Source organism: Neorhizobium sp. SHOUNA12A (genome assembly GCF_023006505.1).
In the GTDB taxonomy this organism is placed as follows: Bacteria; Pseudomonadota; Alphaproteobacteria; order Rhizobiales; family Rhizobiaceae; genus Neorhizobium.
Genome location: NZ_JALBGV010000007.1, coordinates 47,099 through 65,106 on the forward strand (window position 1 = coordinate 47,099; position 18,008 = coordinate 65,106).

Consider the following 18,008-nt stretch of genomic DNA (forward strand, 5'->3'; position numbering starts at 1 on the left):
TGTGCAATGACAGGTTCCGGCCGCCGGCCCGCCCTGGGTAATGGTCAGTTCAAGGAACGAGACGCGGCGAGCAAGCCCGCGGCCTCGGCAAGTTTCTCCGGATCTTTAAGCCCGCGGCAGTAGAGATCGTACACGATGGGCGCGACCGCTTCCGCACTACGTTCCGAGCTTTCGGCCGCGACAATGACTGCGTGTCTGAGGAGAGAAATGTCTCCCATCGTCATTGCGCGAGCTGGGAAAGGATTGTGATATGTCATATCCACCTCCTTTGAAGGGGCAACTATAGGTGATGGGAGATGCCCTTTCCACAGATATTGCCAAACCCACGGGATCTGTACGGAAGCGGACGAAGATGGTGTTTCACTGATCCCGAACCTTGATACCGGCCTCGGCGGCCGCTCCGGTAAAAGCCTGTCGAGCTTAGGGGAGATCATCCAGTTCCGCGTTCGATCTTTGCGCCAACACGAGATTACTTTCCGAATGGCCGATGCGCATGGCCGGGCCTGGTGACACCCCGGAAAATTCGCCGCCCGCCTGGGGTAATCCATTGGCTAAGTTGGTCCCAAGCGGTTTGTTTTGCGCCACTCTTCGTACTCTCCGCGGGCATCGTCATGCAGCGGATAGTAGCGCTGCAACGATCCGCCCTCCATCAGCTTCTCGCGCGAGAATTCTTCCCATTCGTGATGTTTTTGTGCCTCTTCGATTACCTTTGAGGCCATTGAGACTGGAAGCACCACCACGCCGTCATCGTCGGCGACGATGATGTCGCCGGGAATGACCGTGACACCGCCGCAGGCAATCGGAACGTTGACGGCATTGGGGTAAATGCTCGTCTGCACATGGTAGTTGGGCGTCCAGCCGCGCAGCCAAAGGGGGAGATCCAGTTTCTCGACATTGGGCCGATCGCGCATGCACCCGTCGATCACGATGCCAGCACCGCCTCTGCCTTTGAAATAGGTCGACATCATATCGCCGAAGACCCCGGAACTCATATCGCCGCGCGCATCGACCACGACCACATCGCCCTCCTGGGCGTGATAGAGCACGTGCCGGTGCAACTGCGTCTCCGGATCGGCATATTCTCCCTCGGTGAAGAGATCCGGCCGCTGCGGCATGAATTGAAGCGTCAGGGCTGGCCCGACGATCGACTTCCCGCGATTCTGCGGCACGGGACCAACCATGTGCGGATTGCGGAAGCCCATGTGGCCAAGCGTGCCGGCAACCGTCGCGGCGCCGATTTCCTTCAGTGCGTCGATCAGCTCCTTGGACGGTCGCGTAATGTCGGGTGTATGGGTCATTTTAGGTTCCGATGGATGAAAACTACCAGTTCGTGACAGAACCGTCGCGGCGCTTCAGGTGAGGCGCTTCCCAGAAACGAAAGCTCTCCGCCTTGACCGCCTCTTCGTTGACCTCGACGCCGAGCCCCGGCAGATCGCTGACCGGATAGTCTGGGCCGACGAGCCGCGGTTGCACGGGGAAGAAGTCGGAATTATCGAAGCCCAGCTTTGCTTCGGGCGCCCTGGTCTCGAGCCAAGCGAAATTCGGTACCGAGGCGGCGAGATGGATGGTCGCGGCCGTGCAGACCGGGCCGAGGGGATTGTGCGGCATCAGGTCCACATAGTGCGCCTCGCTCCAACCAGCGACCTTCATTGCTTCGGTGAGCCCGCCCACATTGCAAACATCGAGCCGGTTGAACTGATGGATGCCGCGCTCGATGTAGGGCAGGAACTGCCACTTGCTGGCAAATTCCTCGCCGATGGCGAACGGGATGTCGGTCATCGTTCGCAGGGATTCGTAGGCCTCCGGTGTCTCGTCCCGTATTGGTTCCTCGAGGAAATCAAGCACGCCACGGCCGAGTTTGTTGCAGAAGCTCGCCGCCTCTGCCACCGACAGCCGATGATGATAGTCGATGCCGAGGACGACGTCATCGCCAAGCGCTTCTCGCGCCTTGTTTAGCATATTCGCGGTAGCGCCGATCGACTCGCGGGGCTCAAAAATGTCCTTGTTGTTTTGCCCGATAGGGAAAAAACGGATCGCCTGCCACCCCTGCGCGCGTAGTTCGCGGGCTCGTTCGATGGCAATATCGCCCTCGGCCTCGTCACCGGTCGAAGCGAAGGTAGGAATGCGGTCGCGCTGCTTGCCGCCCAGCAGTTCGTAGACCGGCACCCCCAGTGCCTTGCCCTTGATGTCGTGAAGGGCAATGTCGATGGCGGAAATCGCCGCCTGCAGAACGCGCCCGCCTTCGAAATATTGGCTGCGATAAACTTCTTGCCAGATCCGACCAATCTGCATCGGGTCGCGACCGATGAGAAACTCGCGATAGTGCTCGATCGCACCGGCCACGGCCTTCTCGCGACCGCTCAAGCCGCTCTCGCCCCATCCGAAGATGCCGTTGTCGGTCTCGACCTTGACGAGCATCTGGTTGCGTATTCCGATCCATACCGGATAGGGCTTGATAGCGGTGATTTTAAGCTTCGTAGTCATCTACACCCTGTTTCACACGTATCTGGCCTGTCTCAGCTGGCCATGAGGGCCATTTCTGTTTCGCCGTCGAACAGATGCATCCGCTCCTGGTCGAACTCGAGCCAGATCGGTTCGTCGGGCGCGACGGCAATGGTCGGCGGCACGCTGACATTGACGATGGCGCCAGACAGGAACGCCTGTACGAAAGTGACGTCTCCGGTCGGCTCCACCGTGTAGGCCTTGGCAGGAACGCTTCCCGGCACCGCACTCTTGTGCAGCTTGATCGTCGAGTGACGTGCGCCGAGCACGACTTTCTTGGTGGTTGCCGTCGCGACCTTCCGGGCGTTGTGTGGCGAGAGCTCGAGGCGCCAGCCCTCCGCGCTTGTCAACACAGTGTCGCCGCTCGCCGTTGATGCCTCCAGCGGAACAAGGCTCATCGCCGGGCTGCCGACAAAGCTGGCGACGAACATGTTCACCGGATGTGCAAACACCTGCGCCGGTGAAGCGTATTGCTGAAGGTAACCGCCGTTCATCACCGCCATTCTGTCCGCCATGGTCACGGCTTCGAGCTGGTCGTGCGTCACATAGATGATCGTTGCCTTGAGGTCCTGGTGGAAACGCTTGATCTCCGACCGCATCTGCACGCGCAGCTTTGCGTCGAGGTTGGAGAGTGGTTCATCCATCAGGAATACCGCCGGATCGCGGACGAGGGCACGGCCGAGCGCCACGCGCTGCTGTTGCCCGCCCGAAAGTTCGCGTGGCTTGCGCTCGAGCAGCTGGGTCATGTCGAGCACGCGCGCTGCTTCCCTGACTTTCTTGTCGATCTCGTCCCTTGGCAGTTTGCGCATCTGCAGCGGGAACGCCAGGTTTTTGTAGACCGATTTCTGCGGATAGAGCGCGTAGTTCTGGAACACCATTGCGATGTCCCGGTCCTTGGGGTCGAGGTCGTTGACCACCCTGTCGCCGATGACGATGTCGCCAGATGTGATGGGGATGAGCCCCGCCACAAGATTGAGGGTGGTTGTCTTGCCGCAGCCTGAAGGGCCGACGAGCGCAACGAATTCGCCGTCGTTGACCGTCAGCGAAACATTGTTGACAGCTTTGAAGCTGCCATAGGTCTTGACGAGATCATTGAGGACCACGTGGGCCACCGGCAACTCCCTAGTGCTTGACTGCGCCTTCCGTGAGGGCGCGTACGAAATATCGTTGGAGGAGGAGGAACAGGACCACGACGGGCACGCTCATCATGAAGCTGGCCGCCATCAGGCCCGGAAAGTCCGTGGTATTTTCCGAGAAGAAGCGCTGGATGCCGACCGGCAGGGTCAACTGCTCGTTCTTGGAGAGGAAGGTGTAGGCGTAGATGTACTCATTCCACGCACCGATGAAGGAGTAGATCGCCGTGGCGATGATGCCCGGCGTCGAGAGCGGCATCACGATCAGGACAAAGGCCTGGAACCGCGTTGCCCCGTCGATGCGTGCGGCCTGCTCGAGCTGCACAGGGATATTGTCGTAGAAGCCCTTGAGGAGCCAGATTGCCAGCGGCAGGCCGAATGTGAGGTAGGTTAGAATGAGCGACCCATGCGTATTCACCAGGCCGATCGCGCGCATCAGGATGAAGAGCGGCACGAGAAAGATCACAGCCGGGAACATGTTGCGCAGCAGGACGGCGAAGAACAGAAAGTTCCGGCCGGGGAAGGTGAAGCGCGAAAACGCGTAGGCCGCAGGAACTGCCACGATCACCGAAAGGATAGTCGTGGTCGTGGAGACGAAAAGGCTGTTCCAGAAGAAACGGAGGAAGTCCTGGCCTACGCTATTTTGCGGGTCGAGGAGCTTCTCGTAGCTGGCAAGGGTCGGTTGGTCAGGCCACCATTGCGGCGGGAATTGCATGGCTGCGAAGCCGGACTTGATCGAGGTGATCAGCATCCAGATCATCGGCAGCGCAGTGTAAAGCAGCATGAACGCGAGGAAGATGCGTCCGCCCCACCGCCATCCGTCGATGCGCACACGGCGACGGGCCTGGCTTCGGGGAGCAGTCTCAGCAATCGTGCTCATGCGCTCCCATCTTTCCGCTCGTTGCCGCTTAGCGCACGGACGTAGAAGTAGCCGAGCGACATCAGGATCAGGAACAGCAGCACTGAATAGGCCGATGCCACTCCCCAGCGCTGGCGGCCGAAGGCGAGCTCATAAATGTGGGTGATCCAGATATGCGATGCGTTCGACGGCCCGCCGCCGGTCATGATCCAGGGGATAATGAAGGAATTGAAGTTGGCCACTGCCAGGAGAAGGATCGTCACGGTCGAGACGTTTCTCAGGTGCGGGAAGGTGACGTGCCAGAACCGCTGCCATGCATTGGCTCCGTCGACTTTTGCCGCGCGCAGCAACTGATCGGGTACTGTTTGCAGGCCAGCCATCATCATGATCATGGCAAACGGAAACTCCCGCCAGATATTGACGACGATCAGGGAGGGCAGCACCGTGTTGACGCTGTCGATGAAATTCGGCGGTCGGTCGGCCAATCCTAGGCCGACCAGTACCGCGCCGATAATCCCAAAGTCCGAATGGTAGATCCATTTCCAGATATAGGACGCGGCGACCGCGCTGATGACCCAGGGAATGATCAGGATGGCTCGCAAGATGCCACGGCCGACAAAGTCACGATGGAGCGCCAGTGCGCTGGCAAACCCGAGGACAAATGAGATCAAAGTGGATCCCGCTGTCCAGATAAGCGTGTTCCGGGTGACCGTCCAGAACACCGGACTTGTGAGGATCGCGGTGTAGTTGTTAAGGCCGACGAAAATCTTGTCCCGGAGCTGTAGGCCAGGCGGTGTATTGAAGAACGAAAGCTCGATCGTGTAGTAGATCGGATAGGCTATGACGATGAGCATCACGGCGATTGCAGGGAGCACATAGGCGTAGTCGGCGCGATGTTCCCAAATCTTTCGCAGCAGACCGGACCCTTCGGGTCGCAGTCTACGGCTGGTCTCGGCCTTGCCAGTCAAGATCGTCACGGTGCCATGCCCCCATTTTTCGGAACAAACCGGCCGCAGCCTCAGCGCGGCCGGTCAGATCGTCAGGCATGGACTAAAGTCCGCCGGCCGTCAGGTTTTTTACCTTCTTGGCTGCGTCTTCCGCTGCTTGGTCAACCGTCATGGTGCCGGTCAGCGCATTCTGCAGCATGTCAGGGACGATGATGTTCATGATTTCCGGCGACTGCGGCAGCGCCGGGAACGGGATGCCGTAAGGCAGCATGGAAGTCGTGACATCAAGGAACTTGATGCTGTCCAAGCGCTCCTTCATCCATTTGGTCTTGAAGCCGTTGAGATTTCCCGGGTTTGAGCCGGCATAGGCCATCTTCAGCGACCATTCGGGGCTCGCCCACATGCAACCGATAGCCTTTGCAGCCGGCTCGTCTACCTTGCCGCCTTCGACATATTCGGGCTTGAGGATGTGAATGTTCGAGCCGCCAAACACGACGGCACGCTTGCCGTTCGGGCCAGTCGGTATCAGACCGTAGCGCATGTTGTCGATGACGGTCTGCGCCTTGTCCTTGTCGGTACCCGTCGTCTTCTTCTGCAAGTCGAGCATGACGTTATAGTCGGACGGGTGCGAGACCATCATGGCGAGCTGGCCAGCGAGGAAGAGTGGCTGATTATCCGCCTGCTGATTGGTAAGCGCCGAAACCGGAACCGACTTGTCGCGAACATACATGTCATAGGAGGCTTGCAGCGCCGCCTTGCTCTGCGCGCTGTTCAGCTCGACCTGCTTGTAAGTCGGGTTCGCGTTGGCCTCGTCAAAAACGCCGCCGCCATAAGCCCACAGCTGCGGCATGAAACGGTACGGTGTATTGCCGGCATTCTTGCGCGCCACCAGGCCGTAACCGGCAATGCCGAGCTTGTCGTGGATCTGCTTGGAATATTTGACGACATCGTCCCATGTTGCCGGAGCCTTGTCCGGATCGAGGCCCGCGCGCTTGAAGATGTCGGCGTTCCAGATGAACGCCATCGTCTCATTATTGGTCGGGATACCGTAGGTCACGCCCTCCCAGGTCACGGCCTTCATTGCACCGGGCCAGAAATCATCGGTCGCATACCCGATATCCTCGGGTTTGAGCGGCCGCAGATAGCCCTTCGAGGCGAATTCGGTGCCGCCCAGGATTTGTAGGCGGACCGCCATGGGCGCCGCATTGCCAAGGAGCGCGGTCCGGAACTTGTCCAGCAGGTCGTTATAGGTAAGGGCTTGATCCTCGAGCTGGATGTTCGGATAGGTTTTGCGGAAGGTCGCAAAGAAGTCCTTGTAATACTGGCGCAGGAGGTCGGGGTCGCCCTCGAACACACCCTGATACCAGAATGTCAGTCGCCCCTTGTAGTCGAGCGGGGTGACTTTGGCGCAGTCGGCCGCCGTGTCAAAATCCTGTGTACCGGCAATGGAGCGCACATATTGCGGCGACCACTTGCTCAAGTCGACCGGCGCACCCAGCGCAGACGCAGACATCAACGATACCAGCAAAGCAGTGGACACAGTGCCGCGCACGACAGCACCGCCGAGTGAAGTACTCGTCATAGGTATCCTCCCAGATTTCTCCCATGCCGCTCTGTGTGAAGCGAGCGGTCTTTGCTCCCCGGCCGTGGGACTTTCCACCCAATGTATCCCTTCGACCATATCATACGTTTTCAGATCACAGATTACCTGTCAACTAAAGAAATCGTACATTGTTTATGGAAGCCTTGCGTGATATCCGAGCAATCTGTGTATTGATTGGGGATAGCTTTGGCCGTTACGAGTGATTTTAAAGCGCAGCCACCCGAAGGGATCGACGCCATCGGGGCCTCCAGCGAAGGCGCGTCGCTTTATCAACTGATCAGGGACGACATTATCGAAGGGCGGCTCGCTGCCAACGAGCGGCTTGTGGTCACCGATCTCGCCCGGCGCCACGGTACCTCAACCAACCCCGTGCGCGAGGCTCTACAACTGCTGCGCGGGGAGGGCTTCGTAACCTTCGTTCCCAACCGTGGAGCGCGCGTCCGGCCGATAGATCAGGATTTTGTTCGGGACATCTACGAGATAGGAGTCCTGATCGAGCCGGCACTGACGCGATGGTTCGTGAATATGGCCACAGTCGAGGATATTGCTGAACTCGAACGCATCCAAGGCCTGATTGAAGAGAACGACTTCGCCGATACGTTCAGGCACAGCGAGTTGGACACCGCCTTTCATACCGTAATGTACCAGAAGCACTACAACCACCATGCCGCCGAGCTTTGGTGGAAGCATCGCGAAGTGCTTCGAGCCGTGAGCCGGCGTTTCAACTTCACGCTTGCCCGGCGTGCCGCGATCCTTAGCGAACATCGCGAGCTCATCGCACATGTAAAAGCGGGAAATGCGAACGAGGCGGCCGAACTCATCGCACGCCATGTCGAAGGCTCCGGGCGGCACATCCTCGAACACATGCGTGCGCGTAGCGCCGCTTGGGCAGGATAGAATTCATAGCCTTGAACAACGTCATGACGACCACTTCAGATAAAGGCAGTTGAGATGAAAATCACCAGCGTTCGGCCGTGGCTAATCAGATCCGATGCGTCTTATTGGGGAGAGTATCTGTTCGTCGAAGTGACGACCGACGAGGGGGTGAGCGGCTGGGGAGAGATCACCACCACGACAAAGCTCGCCAATCGCGCTTTGTGCACGATCCTGCGGCAGATCGGTGACGCTTTGACAGGCGAGGACCCGGCACGTATCGAGTATCTGTGGCACAAGATATTCCGCAGCTTCACCTACATGGGCAGTCGTGGCGCCGCAGTCGAATGCGTAAGTGCCATCGACATAGCCCTTTGGGACATCCGAGGCAAAGTTCTGGGTCAGCCGATTTACGAGTTGTTGGGCGGGCCGGTACGCGATGAAATCGCGCTCTACACCCATCCCAACCAGGCCAAGTTTACCAGCAAAGAGGCTGTGGTTCGGGAAATTCGGGACATCGTCGAGTCCGGCCACACTGCGCTCAAGTTCGATCCTTTCCCCCACCAGGGCCGCACCGCCGATGGACAGTCTCGCGAACAACGGGACGGCTACCTCGATGGCAGCATGACCCGCAAGGATGAGCGCGAAGCCGCCGAACTCACTGCTCTGATCCGCGAAACGGCCGGCTCTGATGTGGACATCCTCATCGATGCGCATGGCCGGTTCGACGTTCCCACCGCCATTCGCCTTTGTCGGAGCCTCGAGGAAGCCGGTCAGATCGACTGGTTCGAGGAGCCCTGTCCACCGGAGAGCCTCAGCGCTCTCAAACAGGTCCGTGAGAAGGTCAGCGCCGCCATCTCGTGGGGCGAGCGCGGCCACACGAAGTGGGATTTCGTGCCGGTGCTCGAAAACAAGCTCGCCGACTACATCATGCCGGACGTCACCTGGACCGGCGGCATTACCGAACTCAAGAAGATTTCCGCCCTATGCGAAGCCTACTACATCCCGGTCTCGCCGCATGACGCCGCAGGGCCGATCAACGTGGTTGCGGGAGCGCAGGTGATGATGACCGTTCCCAATTTCTACAAACTTGAAACGTCAGAGTGGAACCTGGGCAAATACGATCACCTCATCGACAGACCACTCGATGTTTCGAACGGCAGCCTCAAGCTTACGCCTAAGCCTGGTCTGGGCGTCGAAATGAACCGCGACTACCTTCAAAATCACGAGATAGAGCTGCACTAGCTAACAACGCTCTACGCCGCCTCAGCGTGCGCGACGACGAGCGCCGCCGACCAGAACGAGGATAAATCATGCCAGAAGCAAATGGAGCCGACGAGGCGCTCAATCGGGTGAACACGCGTTCCAAGCCGTCTGACCTTCGCATCACCGACATGCGGGTAGCCGAAATTGTCGGCGCGCCGTTCACCTCGGTGCTGCTGAAGATTTACACTAATCAGGGCATTGTCGGGCTTGGCGAGGTGCGCGACGGTGCCAGCGCCACCTACGCGCTGATGCTGAAGAGCCGGTTGCTTGGCGAGAACCCTTGCGACATCGATCGCCTGTTTCGACGGATCAAGCAGTTCGGCGGGCACGGCCGGCAAGGCGGCGGCGTGTCGGCGGTCGAAATCGCCTTGTGGGATCTTGCCGGCAAGGCCTATGGCGTCCCTGTCTACCAGATGCTCGGCGGTCGGTTTCGGGAGAAGGTGCGCGTCTATTGCGATACCGACGCGACCGTGCCGAGCGGTACCGAGACCGGTAAACGCCTCAAGCAGCGCATGGAGCTCGGATTCACCTTCCTCAAGATGGATTTGGGATTGATGCAGATCGCGGATGTGCCCGGTGCGGTCGTGTCTCCTGCCGGCTCACTTGAAGGGTACCGCCACCACCCCGACCGCGGTCCGCTAAAGACGATGGAGGAGCGGCGCCTCCGCAACGCTGTATACGATTTGCATAACGTCCCGCACCCGTTCACCGGCCTCCACTTTTCCGACAAGGGCCTCGACTTCCTTGAGCAATACATTGCCGAGGTTCGTGAGGTCATCGGCATGGATGTGCCGCTCGCGATCGACCATATCGGCCATATCTCCATGCAGAACGGCATTCGCCTTGCCAGGCGAATTGAAAAATACGTGCCGGCCTGGCTCGAGGATGTGATCCCATGGCAGTATACCGAGCAATATCGACAACTGCAGGACGCCACCACGGTGCCAATCTGCACCGGCGAGGACATATACCTCAAGGAAGGCTTCGAGCCTCTGCTTAACAGCGGCGGCGTCTCCGTTATCCACCCGGACCTGCTCACAAGTGGGGGTATCCTCGAGACCAAGAAGATCGGCGATATGGCGCAGGACCGGGGTGTCGCCATGGCCATCCACATGGCAGAAAGTCCAATCGCAGCAATGGCCGCTGCGCATGTCGCCACCGCGACCGAAAATTTCATGGCGCTCGAATACCATTCCGCCGATGTCGACTGGTGGGACGATATCGTCACCGGCCTTCCCAAACCGCTGGTGAAGGACGGCTTCATCACCGTTTCGGACAAGCCGGGCCTGGGGATTGACGACGTCGTCGACGAGGTGATCTCGCAGCATCTGCAGCCGGGTGTCACCGGCATCTGGCAGCCTACGGATCACTGGGACGATGAGTATTCCTGGGATCGCACCTGGAGCTGAGGCTAAAAGGAACGAAGATGAAGATCACCGATCTCCGCTGCGCCGTTATCGGCAGACATCCGATCGTCCGCATCGTTACGGACGCAGGCCTCTATGGCTTGGGTGAAGTCGAATTTACCAAGCCCTACCTCAAGCCCTGGGTGCTGCATTTCCGCGAGGCGCTGATCGGCGAGGACCCGACCGACGTCGAGAGAGTCATGCTGAAGATCCGTCAACGCGGCTCTTTCAAGCCGTACGGCGCGGCGGTGAGCGCTATCGAGCATGCGCTTTGGGATATTGCCGGCAAGGCCGCGGGCGTGCCCGTCTATAAACTGCTCGGCGGCAAGGTGCGGGACAAGGTGCGCGTCTACAATGGTTCGGTCCGCCGGACACGCACGGGCGACCGGCCGGAGGATTACGCCGCTGACGTCAAATGGATGATGGAGCAGCCGCAGAACTTCTTCATGGTCAAGCAAGGAATCTCGTTCCACTCCAACATGAAGGACACCGTCGAGGACTTCCACTACGGCGTGACGCAGAAGAAGGCTGGTTATCACGGTGCCATGGATCAGGGCGTGATCAGCGAGCGTGGTTTCAATCACATGCTCGACTGCGTGATCGCGATGAAGGAAGTGCTGGGCGACAAGGTCAGCCTGGCGCTCGACTGCGGCCCGGGCTGGATGCTGCCCGATGCGATCAAGTTCGCTCGCGCGGTCGAGAAGTACAATTTGATGTGGCTCGAGGACATGCTGACCGGCGACTACGTGCCGTGGGTCAATCCGCAGGCCTATCGGGAGCTGACAACCTCAACCTCGACGCCTATTCACACTGGGGAACAGATCTACCTGCGGCACAATTTCAAGGAACTGATCGAGACGCAGGCGGTGCGCGTCATCGGCCCCGATCCAGCCGATATTGGCGGCATTGCCGAGCTCAAATGGGTCGCCGAGCACGCCTACATGCACTCGATCCTAATGGCACCGCACGGCACCGCCAACGGCCTGCTGGGGCTTGGCGCGTTGATCAATGTCTGCGCCACGTTGCCGGCAAATTACGTCGCGTTCGAATATCCGACCGCCTCCGACCCCTGGTGGGAGGACCTGGTAATCGGCTTGCCGCCGCAGATCGTCAAGGACAGCATGGTGGACCTACTGGAAGCGCCGGGTCTGGGCCTCGATATCGACCCTGAAGGGGCCAGGAAATATCTCAGGGAAGAGGATGCGGGCTTTTTCGACTGAGCCTCGCTCCACTTGCCGGCATGGCACAGACCGTCGGTGAACTGACCGACCAGGGATCGCCGGCGTTCGAGGCTGCCATTCCGATCCTGTCGCGGGGTCGCATTTGTCGAATGCTAAGCAGTTGATCTTGAGATAAGTTTCCCCCTGAAGGCTTTGTTTTCTCGTGGCTCCCTTCCGAGTATCATAGACAGGATTGCCGTTACCATTTCGATAGCGGGCTGCTCGTATGTCGTCAGGTCATAGGCAGGGGAGGCAGCGAGGGGAGTATTGTCGAAACCGGCAATCGCAATATCATCCGGAATACGGAGTTTTAGGGTACTGCGGACGTAATCGATCGCGCCGAAGGCCAGAGCATCGTTTTCACACATGAGAAGATCCGGCCATTGCTCGCGTGGGGTCTCCTGAAACAAGATCCTTGCGGCCTCAAATCCGTGTCCTGAACTGTAGGATGCTGCCGAAACACCAAGCACAGACTTAGCGCCATGGGCTTCCCAGAAAGCGTTGAACGCGCGGCGTCGGCCCAACGCGGTGGAAAGGGTTTTGGCGCCGGACAGAAAAGCGGGACGTCGATATCCTTTAGAATAAAAATACTCGCATAGTTCTCGCATCGCCAGCGGCGTATCGCATGTGATCGCGGGGACATTCGGTATCTGGCTATCGCGGGCCAAAACGTAAAGCGGGGCCCCGCCCTGTATCCGATCGTCCTCCAGCATCTCCGGTCGGAACGCCGTGCCGAACAAGATGATGGCATCGACTTGACGCTGGCCGGCATCCAACAGCGCCTGCACGTGGTCGAAATGTTCATTGATGTTGATAAGGACCGTCAACAAGCCTTCTGACTGAAGTTGCCAAGTCAAAATCTCGAGAACTGGCAGTTTGTGTGGGTTCTTGAAATCATCGACCAGGATCGCGACCTGGTGTGTCAGGTTGGTCGCCAAGCTGCGTGCCAGCAAGTTCGGCCGGTAGTTCAGGCTCTCCGCGGCCTCCAGAACCCTCAATCGACTTTTTTCGGCGATCGAAGCCCCCGGCGTAAACGCGCGAATGACGGTCCACTTCGAGACACCTGCAGATCGCGCCACATCTTCCGCTGTAACTCGCTTCGCCATACTGACCTCACCTGACCTACCGCGTGGAATGGATATTCCGTTGTGCCGAAAATTGGAATTATTGAGTTGACATATTGAAGCCAACTGATATGAATTTTACGGTTGCTACCGGTAGCAAAATCTATTGCGGCCTAGCAATGGAAACGGCGGGGGGAGGTCCACGTCGGATAGAGGAGCGACGCAGGCTTAGCCGCGTCAATGGGAGGAAAGAGCATGAAATCGCTTATCAAGAAACTCGCGCTCGGCGTTTCGATCGTTGCAGCCGTTGCGGGTGCTGACAGTCTCGCATACGCAAAAGATATCAAGATCATCGCCGTCACGCATGGCCAAGCAAACGATCCCTTTTGGTCGGTGGTCAAGAATGGCGTGACAGCCGGCGCCAAGGATGCCGGCGTTCAGGTCGATTATCGCGCGCCTGAGACATTCGACATGGTGGCTATGAGCCAGCTGATCGACGCTGCGGTGAACCAGAAGCCGGACGGGCTGATCGTGTCGATCCCGGATGCTTCGGCTCTCGGACGCTCGATCGAGAAGGCGGTGGCTTCCGGTATTCCGGTGATTTCCATTAACTCCGGGTCCGATGTTTCCAAGAAACTCGGTGCTTTGCTGCATGTCGGTCAAGACGAGTACGGCGCAGGTAAGGCTGCCGGTGAAAAGCTGAAACAGATGGGTGGCAAGACCGGCATCTGCGTCAACCAGGAGGTCGGTAACGTCTCGCTCGACCTGCGTTGCAAGGGCTTCTCGGATGGCTTCGGCGGTACTGTTACCGTGTTGCCGGTGTCCAATGATCCGGCCGAAGTTCGCGCCAAGGTCAAAGCGTCACTGAGCGCCAACAATGCTATCGATACCATCATGGCTCTCGGTGCAAGCACCGCCGGCGAACCTTCGCTCGCAGCCGTCAAGGACGCTGGCAAGACCGGCAAGGTCAATGTGGCGACCTTCGATCTTTCGGCCAATTTCCTGAAAGCGGTTGCCGCCGGCGAAGCTGCCTTCGCGATCGACCAGCAACAGTTCCTGCAGGGCTATTTGTCGACCGTCTTCCTGGCCAATAACGCGAAATATGGCCTCATCCCCGGCGGCAACGTTCCATCGGGTCCGAATCTGATCACCAAGGATAAGGCGGCTCAGGTCGTCGAACTGTCGGCGAAGGGCATCCGCTGATCCACCCTCTGTCGCGTTAGCACGTGTCGGCCGCTCCTTCAGCAGGAGGGGCTGCCGACTAACCCTACGCGTTGTCTGCATGGCTGTGGCGCGCGACGCCCACGGGAGGAACCATGACTGAAATTAGCAAAATTCCAGCCGCATCGATTAAATCTGACGAGCGCCTCAAGAAGGTCAGCGTCCTGACAAGCCTGATGCGGCGCCCCGAACTTGGCGCAGTCGCGGGCCTCGTCATGGTGGTGATCTTTTTCTTCTTTACCGCCGATACCTCGATGTTCTCGTTGTCGGGAATGATGACCATCCTGGCGCCGGCATCACAGCTGGGGATTCTTGCGATTGCGGCGTCAATGTTGATGATCGGCGGAGAGTTCGATCTTTCCATCGGCTCGATGGTGGCCTTCGCCGGCCTGATTTTCGGTGGTCTGTTGGTCAATTTTGGCCAGCCACTTTGGATCGCGATCCTATTTACCTTGCTCTTCGCAGCTCTGCTGGGCGCCGTGAACGGTCAGATCGTCATCCGCACCCGGCTTCCCTCCTTCATTGTCACGCTGGCTTTCCTGTTCATCCTGCGCGGACTGACACTCGTCGGCCTCAAATGGGCGACCGGCGGATCTACACAGCTTCGCGGTATCAGCGAAGCTGTTGGAGATACCTCCATTGCCGGCCTGTTTTCAGGCCTCGCCTTCCAGGGTTTCTTTGCCTGGCTTGCCGAAAACAACCTGATCGAGAAATTCGACAATGGCATGCCGAAGGTCGCGGGCGTGCCTGTCTCCGTGGTCTGGTTCGTCGGTCTTGCCGGCGTTGCGACGTGGGTCCTGCTGCGTACCCGGGTCGGAAACTGGATCTTTGCCGTCGGAGGTGATGCCAATGCCGCTCGAAACTCCGGTGTACCCGTCGATCACGTCAAGACCGGGCTTTTTGCCTTGACCGCATGCGCGGCTGCTCTCGTCGCCATCATCACGGTGCTGGATGCCGGATCGACGGACGCACGACGCGGTTTCCAGAAGGAGTTCGAAGCCATCATCGCAGCCGTCATCGGAGGAAGCCTTCTGACAGGCGGTTACGGCTCGGCCATAGGCGCCTTTTTCGGAGCAATCATCTTCGGCCTCGTCTCCATCGGCCTCACCTATACGAAGTTCGACTCCGACTGGTTTCAGGTCTTTCTCGGCACCATGCTGCTGCTTGCCGTCCTCTTCAACAACTTCATTCGCCGCAAAGTTACAGGGGAGCGCTGAGCATGGCCGACATCCAATCCAATTCACCGGCCCCGATCATCGAAGCCAGGGACATCGTCAAGCACTATGGCTCCGTCATTGCGCTCTCCGGGATCTCGATGAAGGTGCTGGAAGGTGAAGTTCTCTGCCTGCTCGGAGACAATGGCGCCGGCAAGTCGACGCTGATCAAGACGCTGTCCGGCGTGGTTAAGCCTTCCGGTGGCGAGCTGCTCGTCGATGGAAAGCCTGTCACGTTCTCCAGCCCGCGTGATGCGCTCGATGCCGGCATCGCCACCGTCTACCAGGATCTGGCCATGATTCCGCTCATGTCCGTAACGCGCAACTTCTTCATGGGGCGCGAGCCACGCAAGGGTATCCCGCCCTTCCGCTACATCGACTTCAAACATTGCGATGCCGTGACGCGGGAGGAGATGCACAAGATCGGGATCGATGTTCGGGATCCGAACCAGGCGGTCGGAACCCTATCCGGCGGCGAACGGCAATGCGTGGCGATCGCGCGTGCGGTCTATTTCGGGGCGAAGGTTCTCATCCTCGACGAGCCGACATCTGCGCTGGGCGTGGCACAGACGTCTATGGTTCTCAAATACATCAACCATGTGCAGCAGAAGGGCCTTGGGGTCATCTTCATCACGCACAATGTGCGCCACGCTTTCGCGGTCGGCAACCGCTTCACCATCCTCAATCGCGGCAAGACGCTGGGCACCTATGCCAAGAGCGAGATTTCCATCGATGAGCTTCAAAACATGATGGCCGGCGGCAAAGAATTGCAGGCGCTCTCCAACGAGCTCGGCGGCACCATCTAATTCACGAAACGGGATTGTAATGATGACAGAAGAGCATGCACATCCGGGGCCCTTCACGCTGGCTGTCTGTGCAGAAATGGTTTTCCGCTCTTTGCCGTTCACGGAGCGGCTGAAGCGGATCACCGAGCTTGGCTTCGTCGCCGAGATCTGGGACTGGACCAAGCATGATATTCCTGCTCTTGCCCGGTCCGGCGCGACGTTCTCGTCGATGACGGGGTACATCACCGGCACGCTCGCGGACGATGAGGGCGCCGATGAACTCATCAGGACGGCGCGTCTGTCTACCACCGTTGCCAAGGAACTCGGTTGCCCCCGGCTCAACTTGCACGGGACGGGTCTCGACGGGCAGGGGCTGCCGGTGCTCAAGTCGGAGGGCGTCACTGGCGCGATGTGGCTGAAGGCACGCGACACCCTCAATCGCATCGCGGATCTCGGTGAGGAAGAAGGCGTGACGTTCGTTCTTGAGAACCTCAACGAAGCGGTCGATCACCCGAAAACGCCTTTCGCCAAGGCCGCCGACACGATCGCCCTGGTCTCTGCGATCAATCGTCCGTCGCTGAAGCTCAATCTCGATCTTTACCACGCCCAGATCGGCGAAGGGAATCTCATCGAGCTCTGCCGTCGGGCGCTGCCATTCATCGGCGAAATCCAGGTGGCGGATGTGCCCGGCCGCATGGAGCCCGGCACCGGAGAGATCAATTTCCCGGCCATCGCCCGCGCGCTGAACGCCATGGGCTACACCGGCGTCATCGGGCTTGAGGCCTGGCCGGCCGAGGACGACGAGCTGGCGCTGAGCCGCTTCCGCCAAGCCTTTACCCTTTAACACTCTCCTCGTTGCGCGGCCGTTTGTCAGTCCCGTGCGATCACATGTCAGAAGGAACGAAAATGCTCAAAGTTGGTCTTCTCGGCGCGGGGCGGATTGGAAACGTCCACGCCAAAGCGATCACGTCCAATCCCGGAAGTGCGCTGGTCGCGGTTTCGGATGTCAACACGGACGCCGCCACAAAGCTCGCGTCCCAGTATGGAGCCGAGGCTGCTTCCAGCCTCGACATCATCAACGATCCCGCCATCGACGCTGTGCTTATCGCCACATCGACGGACACCCATTCGGACTTGATAGAGGCGGCGACGAAGGCCGGCAAGGCGGTGCTGTGCGAGAAGCCCGTCGATCTCAGCCTCGAACGGGCCCGCGCCTGCCAGATCGCGGCGGCTGCCACGGGCAGACCGGTCATGATCGGTTTCAACCGCCGCTTCGATCCGAACTTTGCGGCGCTCAAGGCTGCCGCGGACCGGGGCGACATCGGCAAAACGGAATTGCTGTCGATTACCTCCTTCGATCCGGCACCGCCTCCGGTGTCCTACATCAAGGTTTCCGGCGGCCTGTTCCGGGATATGATGATCCACGACTTCGACATGGCCTGCTGGATCTTCGGCGGAGCGCCCGAGACGGTGACGGCCATCGGAAGCTCGATCGTCGATCCCGAGATCGGTGCGGCGGGCGATGTCGATACCGCCGCCGTCACGCTCAAGTTCGCCGATGGCCGCATCGCCGTCATCAAGAACAGCCGTCGCGCGGTCTACGGATACGATCAACGCATAGAGCTGCTGGGCTCCGACGGGCTGCTGTCCGCCGGAAACATCCTGGAGAACACCATCACCAAGTCCACCCGGGACGGAGTGACGGGCGCCAAGCCGGAGTTCTTCTTCCTCGAGCGCTATATGCGCGCCTATTCCATTGAGTGGAATGCGTTTGTCGATGCCATCACGTCCGGATCGGCACTGCCAGTTTCGCTGGATGACGGCGTCAATGCGCTTGCATTGGCGGAAGCGGCGACACGGTCACTCGCGTCGGGGCAATCCGTCAGCCTCGCCGAAATACTCTAGGCGAGGATTT

General features: G+C 59.3%; 17 protein-coding genes. 9 read left to right on the forward strand and 8 right to left on the reverse strand.

The window, feature by feature from the left end:
• Positions 1-44: 44 nt before the first annotated feature.
• The 7 genes from MOV63_RS05375 to MOV63_RS05405 all read right to left on the reverse strand — a co-directional run bounded on the left by MOV63_RS05375 (position 45) and on the right by MOV63_RS05405 (position 7,023).
• Positions 45-257, reverse strand: coding sequence for a hypothetical protein (locus tag MOV63_RS05375; protein ID WP_038544821.1), 213 nt, complete (start codon positions 255-257; stop codon positions 45-47).
• Between the two features lie 294 nt (positions 258-551).
• Positions 552-1,298 (reverse strand): ribonuclease activity regulator RraA, encoded by a 747-nt coding sequence (locus MOV63_RS05380; RefSeq protein WP_247032233.1) that lies wholly within the window; start codon positions 1,296-1,298, stop codon positions 552-554.
• A 22-nt stretch (positions 1,299-1,320) separates the two neighbouring features.
• Entirely contained in the window at positions 1,321-2,484 is a 1,164-nt protein-coding gene (locus tag MOV63_RS05385; RefSeq protein WP_247032235.1) for a mandelate racemase/muconate lactonizing enzyme family protein, read from the reverse strand.
• A gap of 32 nt (positions 2,485-2,516) precedes the next feature.
• Positions 2,517-3,614: an ABC transporter ATP-binding protein gene (locus MOV63_RS05390; protein ID WP_038549571.1), complete on the reverse strand. Its 1,098-nt coding sequence runs from the start codon at positions 3,612-3,614 to the stop codon at positions 2,517-2,519.
• A 10-nt stretch (positions 3,615-3,624) separates the two neighbouring features.
• The gene (locus tag MOV63_RS05395; protein WP_038544815.1) at positions 3,625-4,515 is read right to left on the reverse strand and encodes a carbohydrate ABC transporter permease; all 891 of its coding nucleotides are present in this window, start codon (positions 4,513-4,515) and stop codon (positions 3,625-3,627) included.
• Positions 4,512-5,471, reverse strand: coding sequence for a carbohydrate ABC transporter permease (locus tag MOV63_RS05400; RefSeq protein ID WP_247032237.1), 960 nt, complete (start codon positions 5,469-5,471; stop codon positions 4,512-4,514). Before MOV63_RS05400 ends, MOV63_RS05395 begins: the two co-directional genes overlap by 4 nt.
• Positions 5,472-5,544: 73 nt before the next feature.
• Positions 5,545-7,023, reverse strand: coding sequence for a sugar ABC transporter substrate-binding protein (locus tag MOV63_RS05405; protein ID WP_247032239.1), 1,479 nt, complete (start codon positions 7,021-7,023; stop codon positions 5,545-5,547).
• A 207-nt stretch (positions 7,024-7,230) separates the two neighbouring features.
• On the opposite strand from MOV63_RS05405, the gene MOV63_RS05410 reads away from it, so the two are divergent.
• From MOV63_RS05410 to MOV63_RS05425, 4 genes are all read left to right on the forward strand, one after another.
• Positions 7,231-7,941, forward strand: coding sequence for a GntR family transcriptional regulator (locus MOV63_RS05410; RefSeq protein WP_247032247.1), 711 nt, complete (start codon positions 7,231-7,233; stop codon positions 7,939-7,941).
• Between the two features lie 54 nt (positions 7,942-7,995).
• A complete protein-coding gene (locus MOV63_RS05415) occupies positions 7,996-9,162 on the forward strand; it encodes a mandelate racemase/muconate lactonizing enzyme family protein (protein ID WP_247032249.1) in 1,167 nt (388 codons plus the stop codon).
• Positions 9,163-9,230: 68 nt separating this feature from the next.
• Positions 9,231-10,592: a mandelate racemase/muconate lactonizing enzyme family protein gene (locus MOV63_RS05420; RefSeq protein WP_247032251.1), complete on the forward strand. Its 1,362-nt coding sequence runs from the start codon at positions 9,231-9,233 to the stop codon at positions 10,590-10,592.
• A gap of 17 nt (positions 10,593-10,609) precedes the next feature.
• Positions 10,610-11,809: a mandelate racemase/muconate lactonizing enzyme family protein gene (locus MOV63_RS05425; RefSeq protein WP_247032253.1), complete on the forward strand. Its 1,200-nt coding sequence runs from the start codon at positions 10,610-10,612 to the stop codon at positions 11,807-11,809.
• A 113-nt stretch (positions 11,810-11,922) separates the two neighbouring features.
• On the opposite strand, the gene MOV63_RS05430 is transcribed toward MOV63_RS05425, so the two are convergent.
• A complete protein-coding gene (locus MOV63_RS05430; protein WP_247032255.1) occupies positions 11,923-12,915 on the reverse strand; it encodes a LacI family DNA-binding transcriptional regulator in 993 nt (330 codons plus the stop codon).
• A 213-nt stretch (positions 12,916-13,128) separates the two neighbouring features.
• Here MOV63_RS05430 and MOV63_RS05435 point away from each other — a divergent pair, with 213 nt between their 5' ends.
• The 5 genes from MOV63_RS05435 (at position 13,129) to iolG (ending at position 17,998) form a co-directional block, all read left to right on the forward strand.
• Positions 13,129-14,076, forward strand: coding sequence for a sugar ABC transporter substrate-binding protein (locus tag MOV63_RS05435; RefSeq protein ID WP_038544801.1), 948 nt, complete (start codon positions 13,129-13,131; stop codon positions 14,074-14,076).
• Positions 14,077-14,189: 113 nt separating this feature from the next.
• Positions 14,190-15,311, forward strand: coding sequence for an ABC transporter permease (locus MOV63_RS05440; RefSeq protein WP_247032262.1), 1,122 nt, complete (start codon positions 14,190-14,192; stop codon positions 15,309-15,311).
• Positions 15,312-15,313: 2 nt separating this feature from the next.
• Positions 15,314-16,114, forward strand: a complete 801-nt coding sequence (locus MOV63_RS05445; protein WP_038544798.1) for an ATP-binding cassette domain-containing protein — start codon at positions 15,314-15,316, stop codon at positions 16,112-16,114.
• A gap of 19 nt (positions 16,115-16,133) precedes the next feature.
• On the forward strand, positions 16,134-16,937 hold the full coding sequence (locus tag MOV63_RS05450; protein ID WP_247032264.1) for a TIM barrel protein: 804 nt from the start codon (positions 16,134-16,136) through the stop codon (positions 16,935-16,937).
• 62 nt (positions 16,938-16,999) lie between these two features.
• Complete coding sequence (gene iolG / locus MOV63_RS05455) at positions 17,000-17,998, forward strand: inositol 2-dehydrogenase (RefSeq protein WP_247032266.1); 999 nt, start codon at positions 17,000-17,002, stop codon at positions 17,996-17,998.
• Positions 17,999-18,008 lie beyond the last annotated feature (10 nt).

Coding starts and splice junctions, on each gene's coding strand:
- MOV63_RS05375 (WP_038544821.1), bottom strand. CDS start 257: ATGACATATCACAATCCTTTCCCAGCTCGCGCAATGACGATGGGAGAC.
- MOV63_RS05380 (WP_247032233.1), bottom strand. CDS start 1,298: ATGACCCATACACCCGACATTACGCGACCGTCCAAGGAGCTGATCGAC.
- MOV63_RS05385 (WP_247032235.1), bottom strand. CDS start 2,484: ATGACTACGAAGCTTAAAATCACCGCTATCAAGCCCTATCCGGTATGG.
- MOV63_RS05395 (WP_038544815.1), bottom strand. CDS start 4,515: ATGAGCACGATTGCTGAGACTGCTCCCCGAAGCCAGGCCCGTCGCCGT.
- MOV63_RS05405 (WP_247032239.1), bottom strand. CDS start 7,023: ATGACGAGTACTTCACTCGGCGGTGCTGTCGTGCGCGGCACTGTGTCC.
- MOV63_RS05415 (WP_247032249.1), top strand. CDS start 7,996: ATGAAAATCACCAGCGTTCGGCCGTGGCTAATCAGATCCGATGCGTCT.
- MOV63_RS05420 (WP_247032251.1), top strand. CDS start 9,231: ATGCCAGAAGCAAATGGAGCCGACGAGGCGCTCAATCGGGTGAACACG.
- MOV63_RS05425 (WP_247032253.1), top strand. CDS start 10,610: ATGAAGATCACCGATCTCCGCTGCGCCGTTATCGGCAGACATCCGATC.
- MOV63_RS05430 (WP_247032255.1), bottom strand. CDS start 12,915: ATGGCGAAGCGAGTTACAGCGGAAGATGTGGCGCGATCTGCAGGTGTC.
- MOV63_RS05435 (WP_038544801.1), top strand. CDS start 13,129: ATGAAATCGCTTATCAAGAAACTCGCGCTCGGCGTTTCGATCGTTGCA.
- MOV63_RS05440 (WP_247032262.1), top strand. CDS start 14,190: ATGACTGAAATTAGCAAAATTCCAGCCGCATCGATTAAATCTGACGAG.
- MOV63_RS05445 (WP_038544798.1), top strand. CDS start 15,314: ATGGCCGACATCCAATCCAATTCACCGGCCCCGATCATCGAAGCCAGG.
- MOV63_RS05450 (WP_247032264.1), top strand. CDS start 16,134: ATGATGACAGAAGAGCATGCACATCCGGGGCCCTTCACGCTGGCTGTC.
- iolG (WP_247032266.1), top strand. CDS start 17,000: ATGCTCAAAGTTGGTCTTCTCGGCGCGGGGCGGATTGGAAACGTCCAC.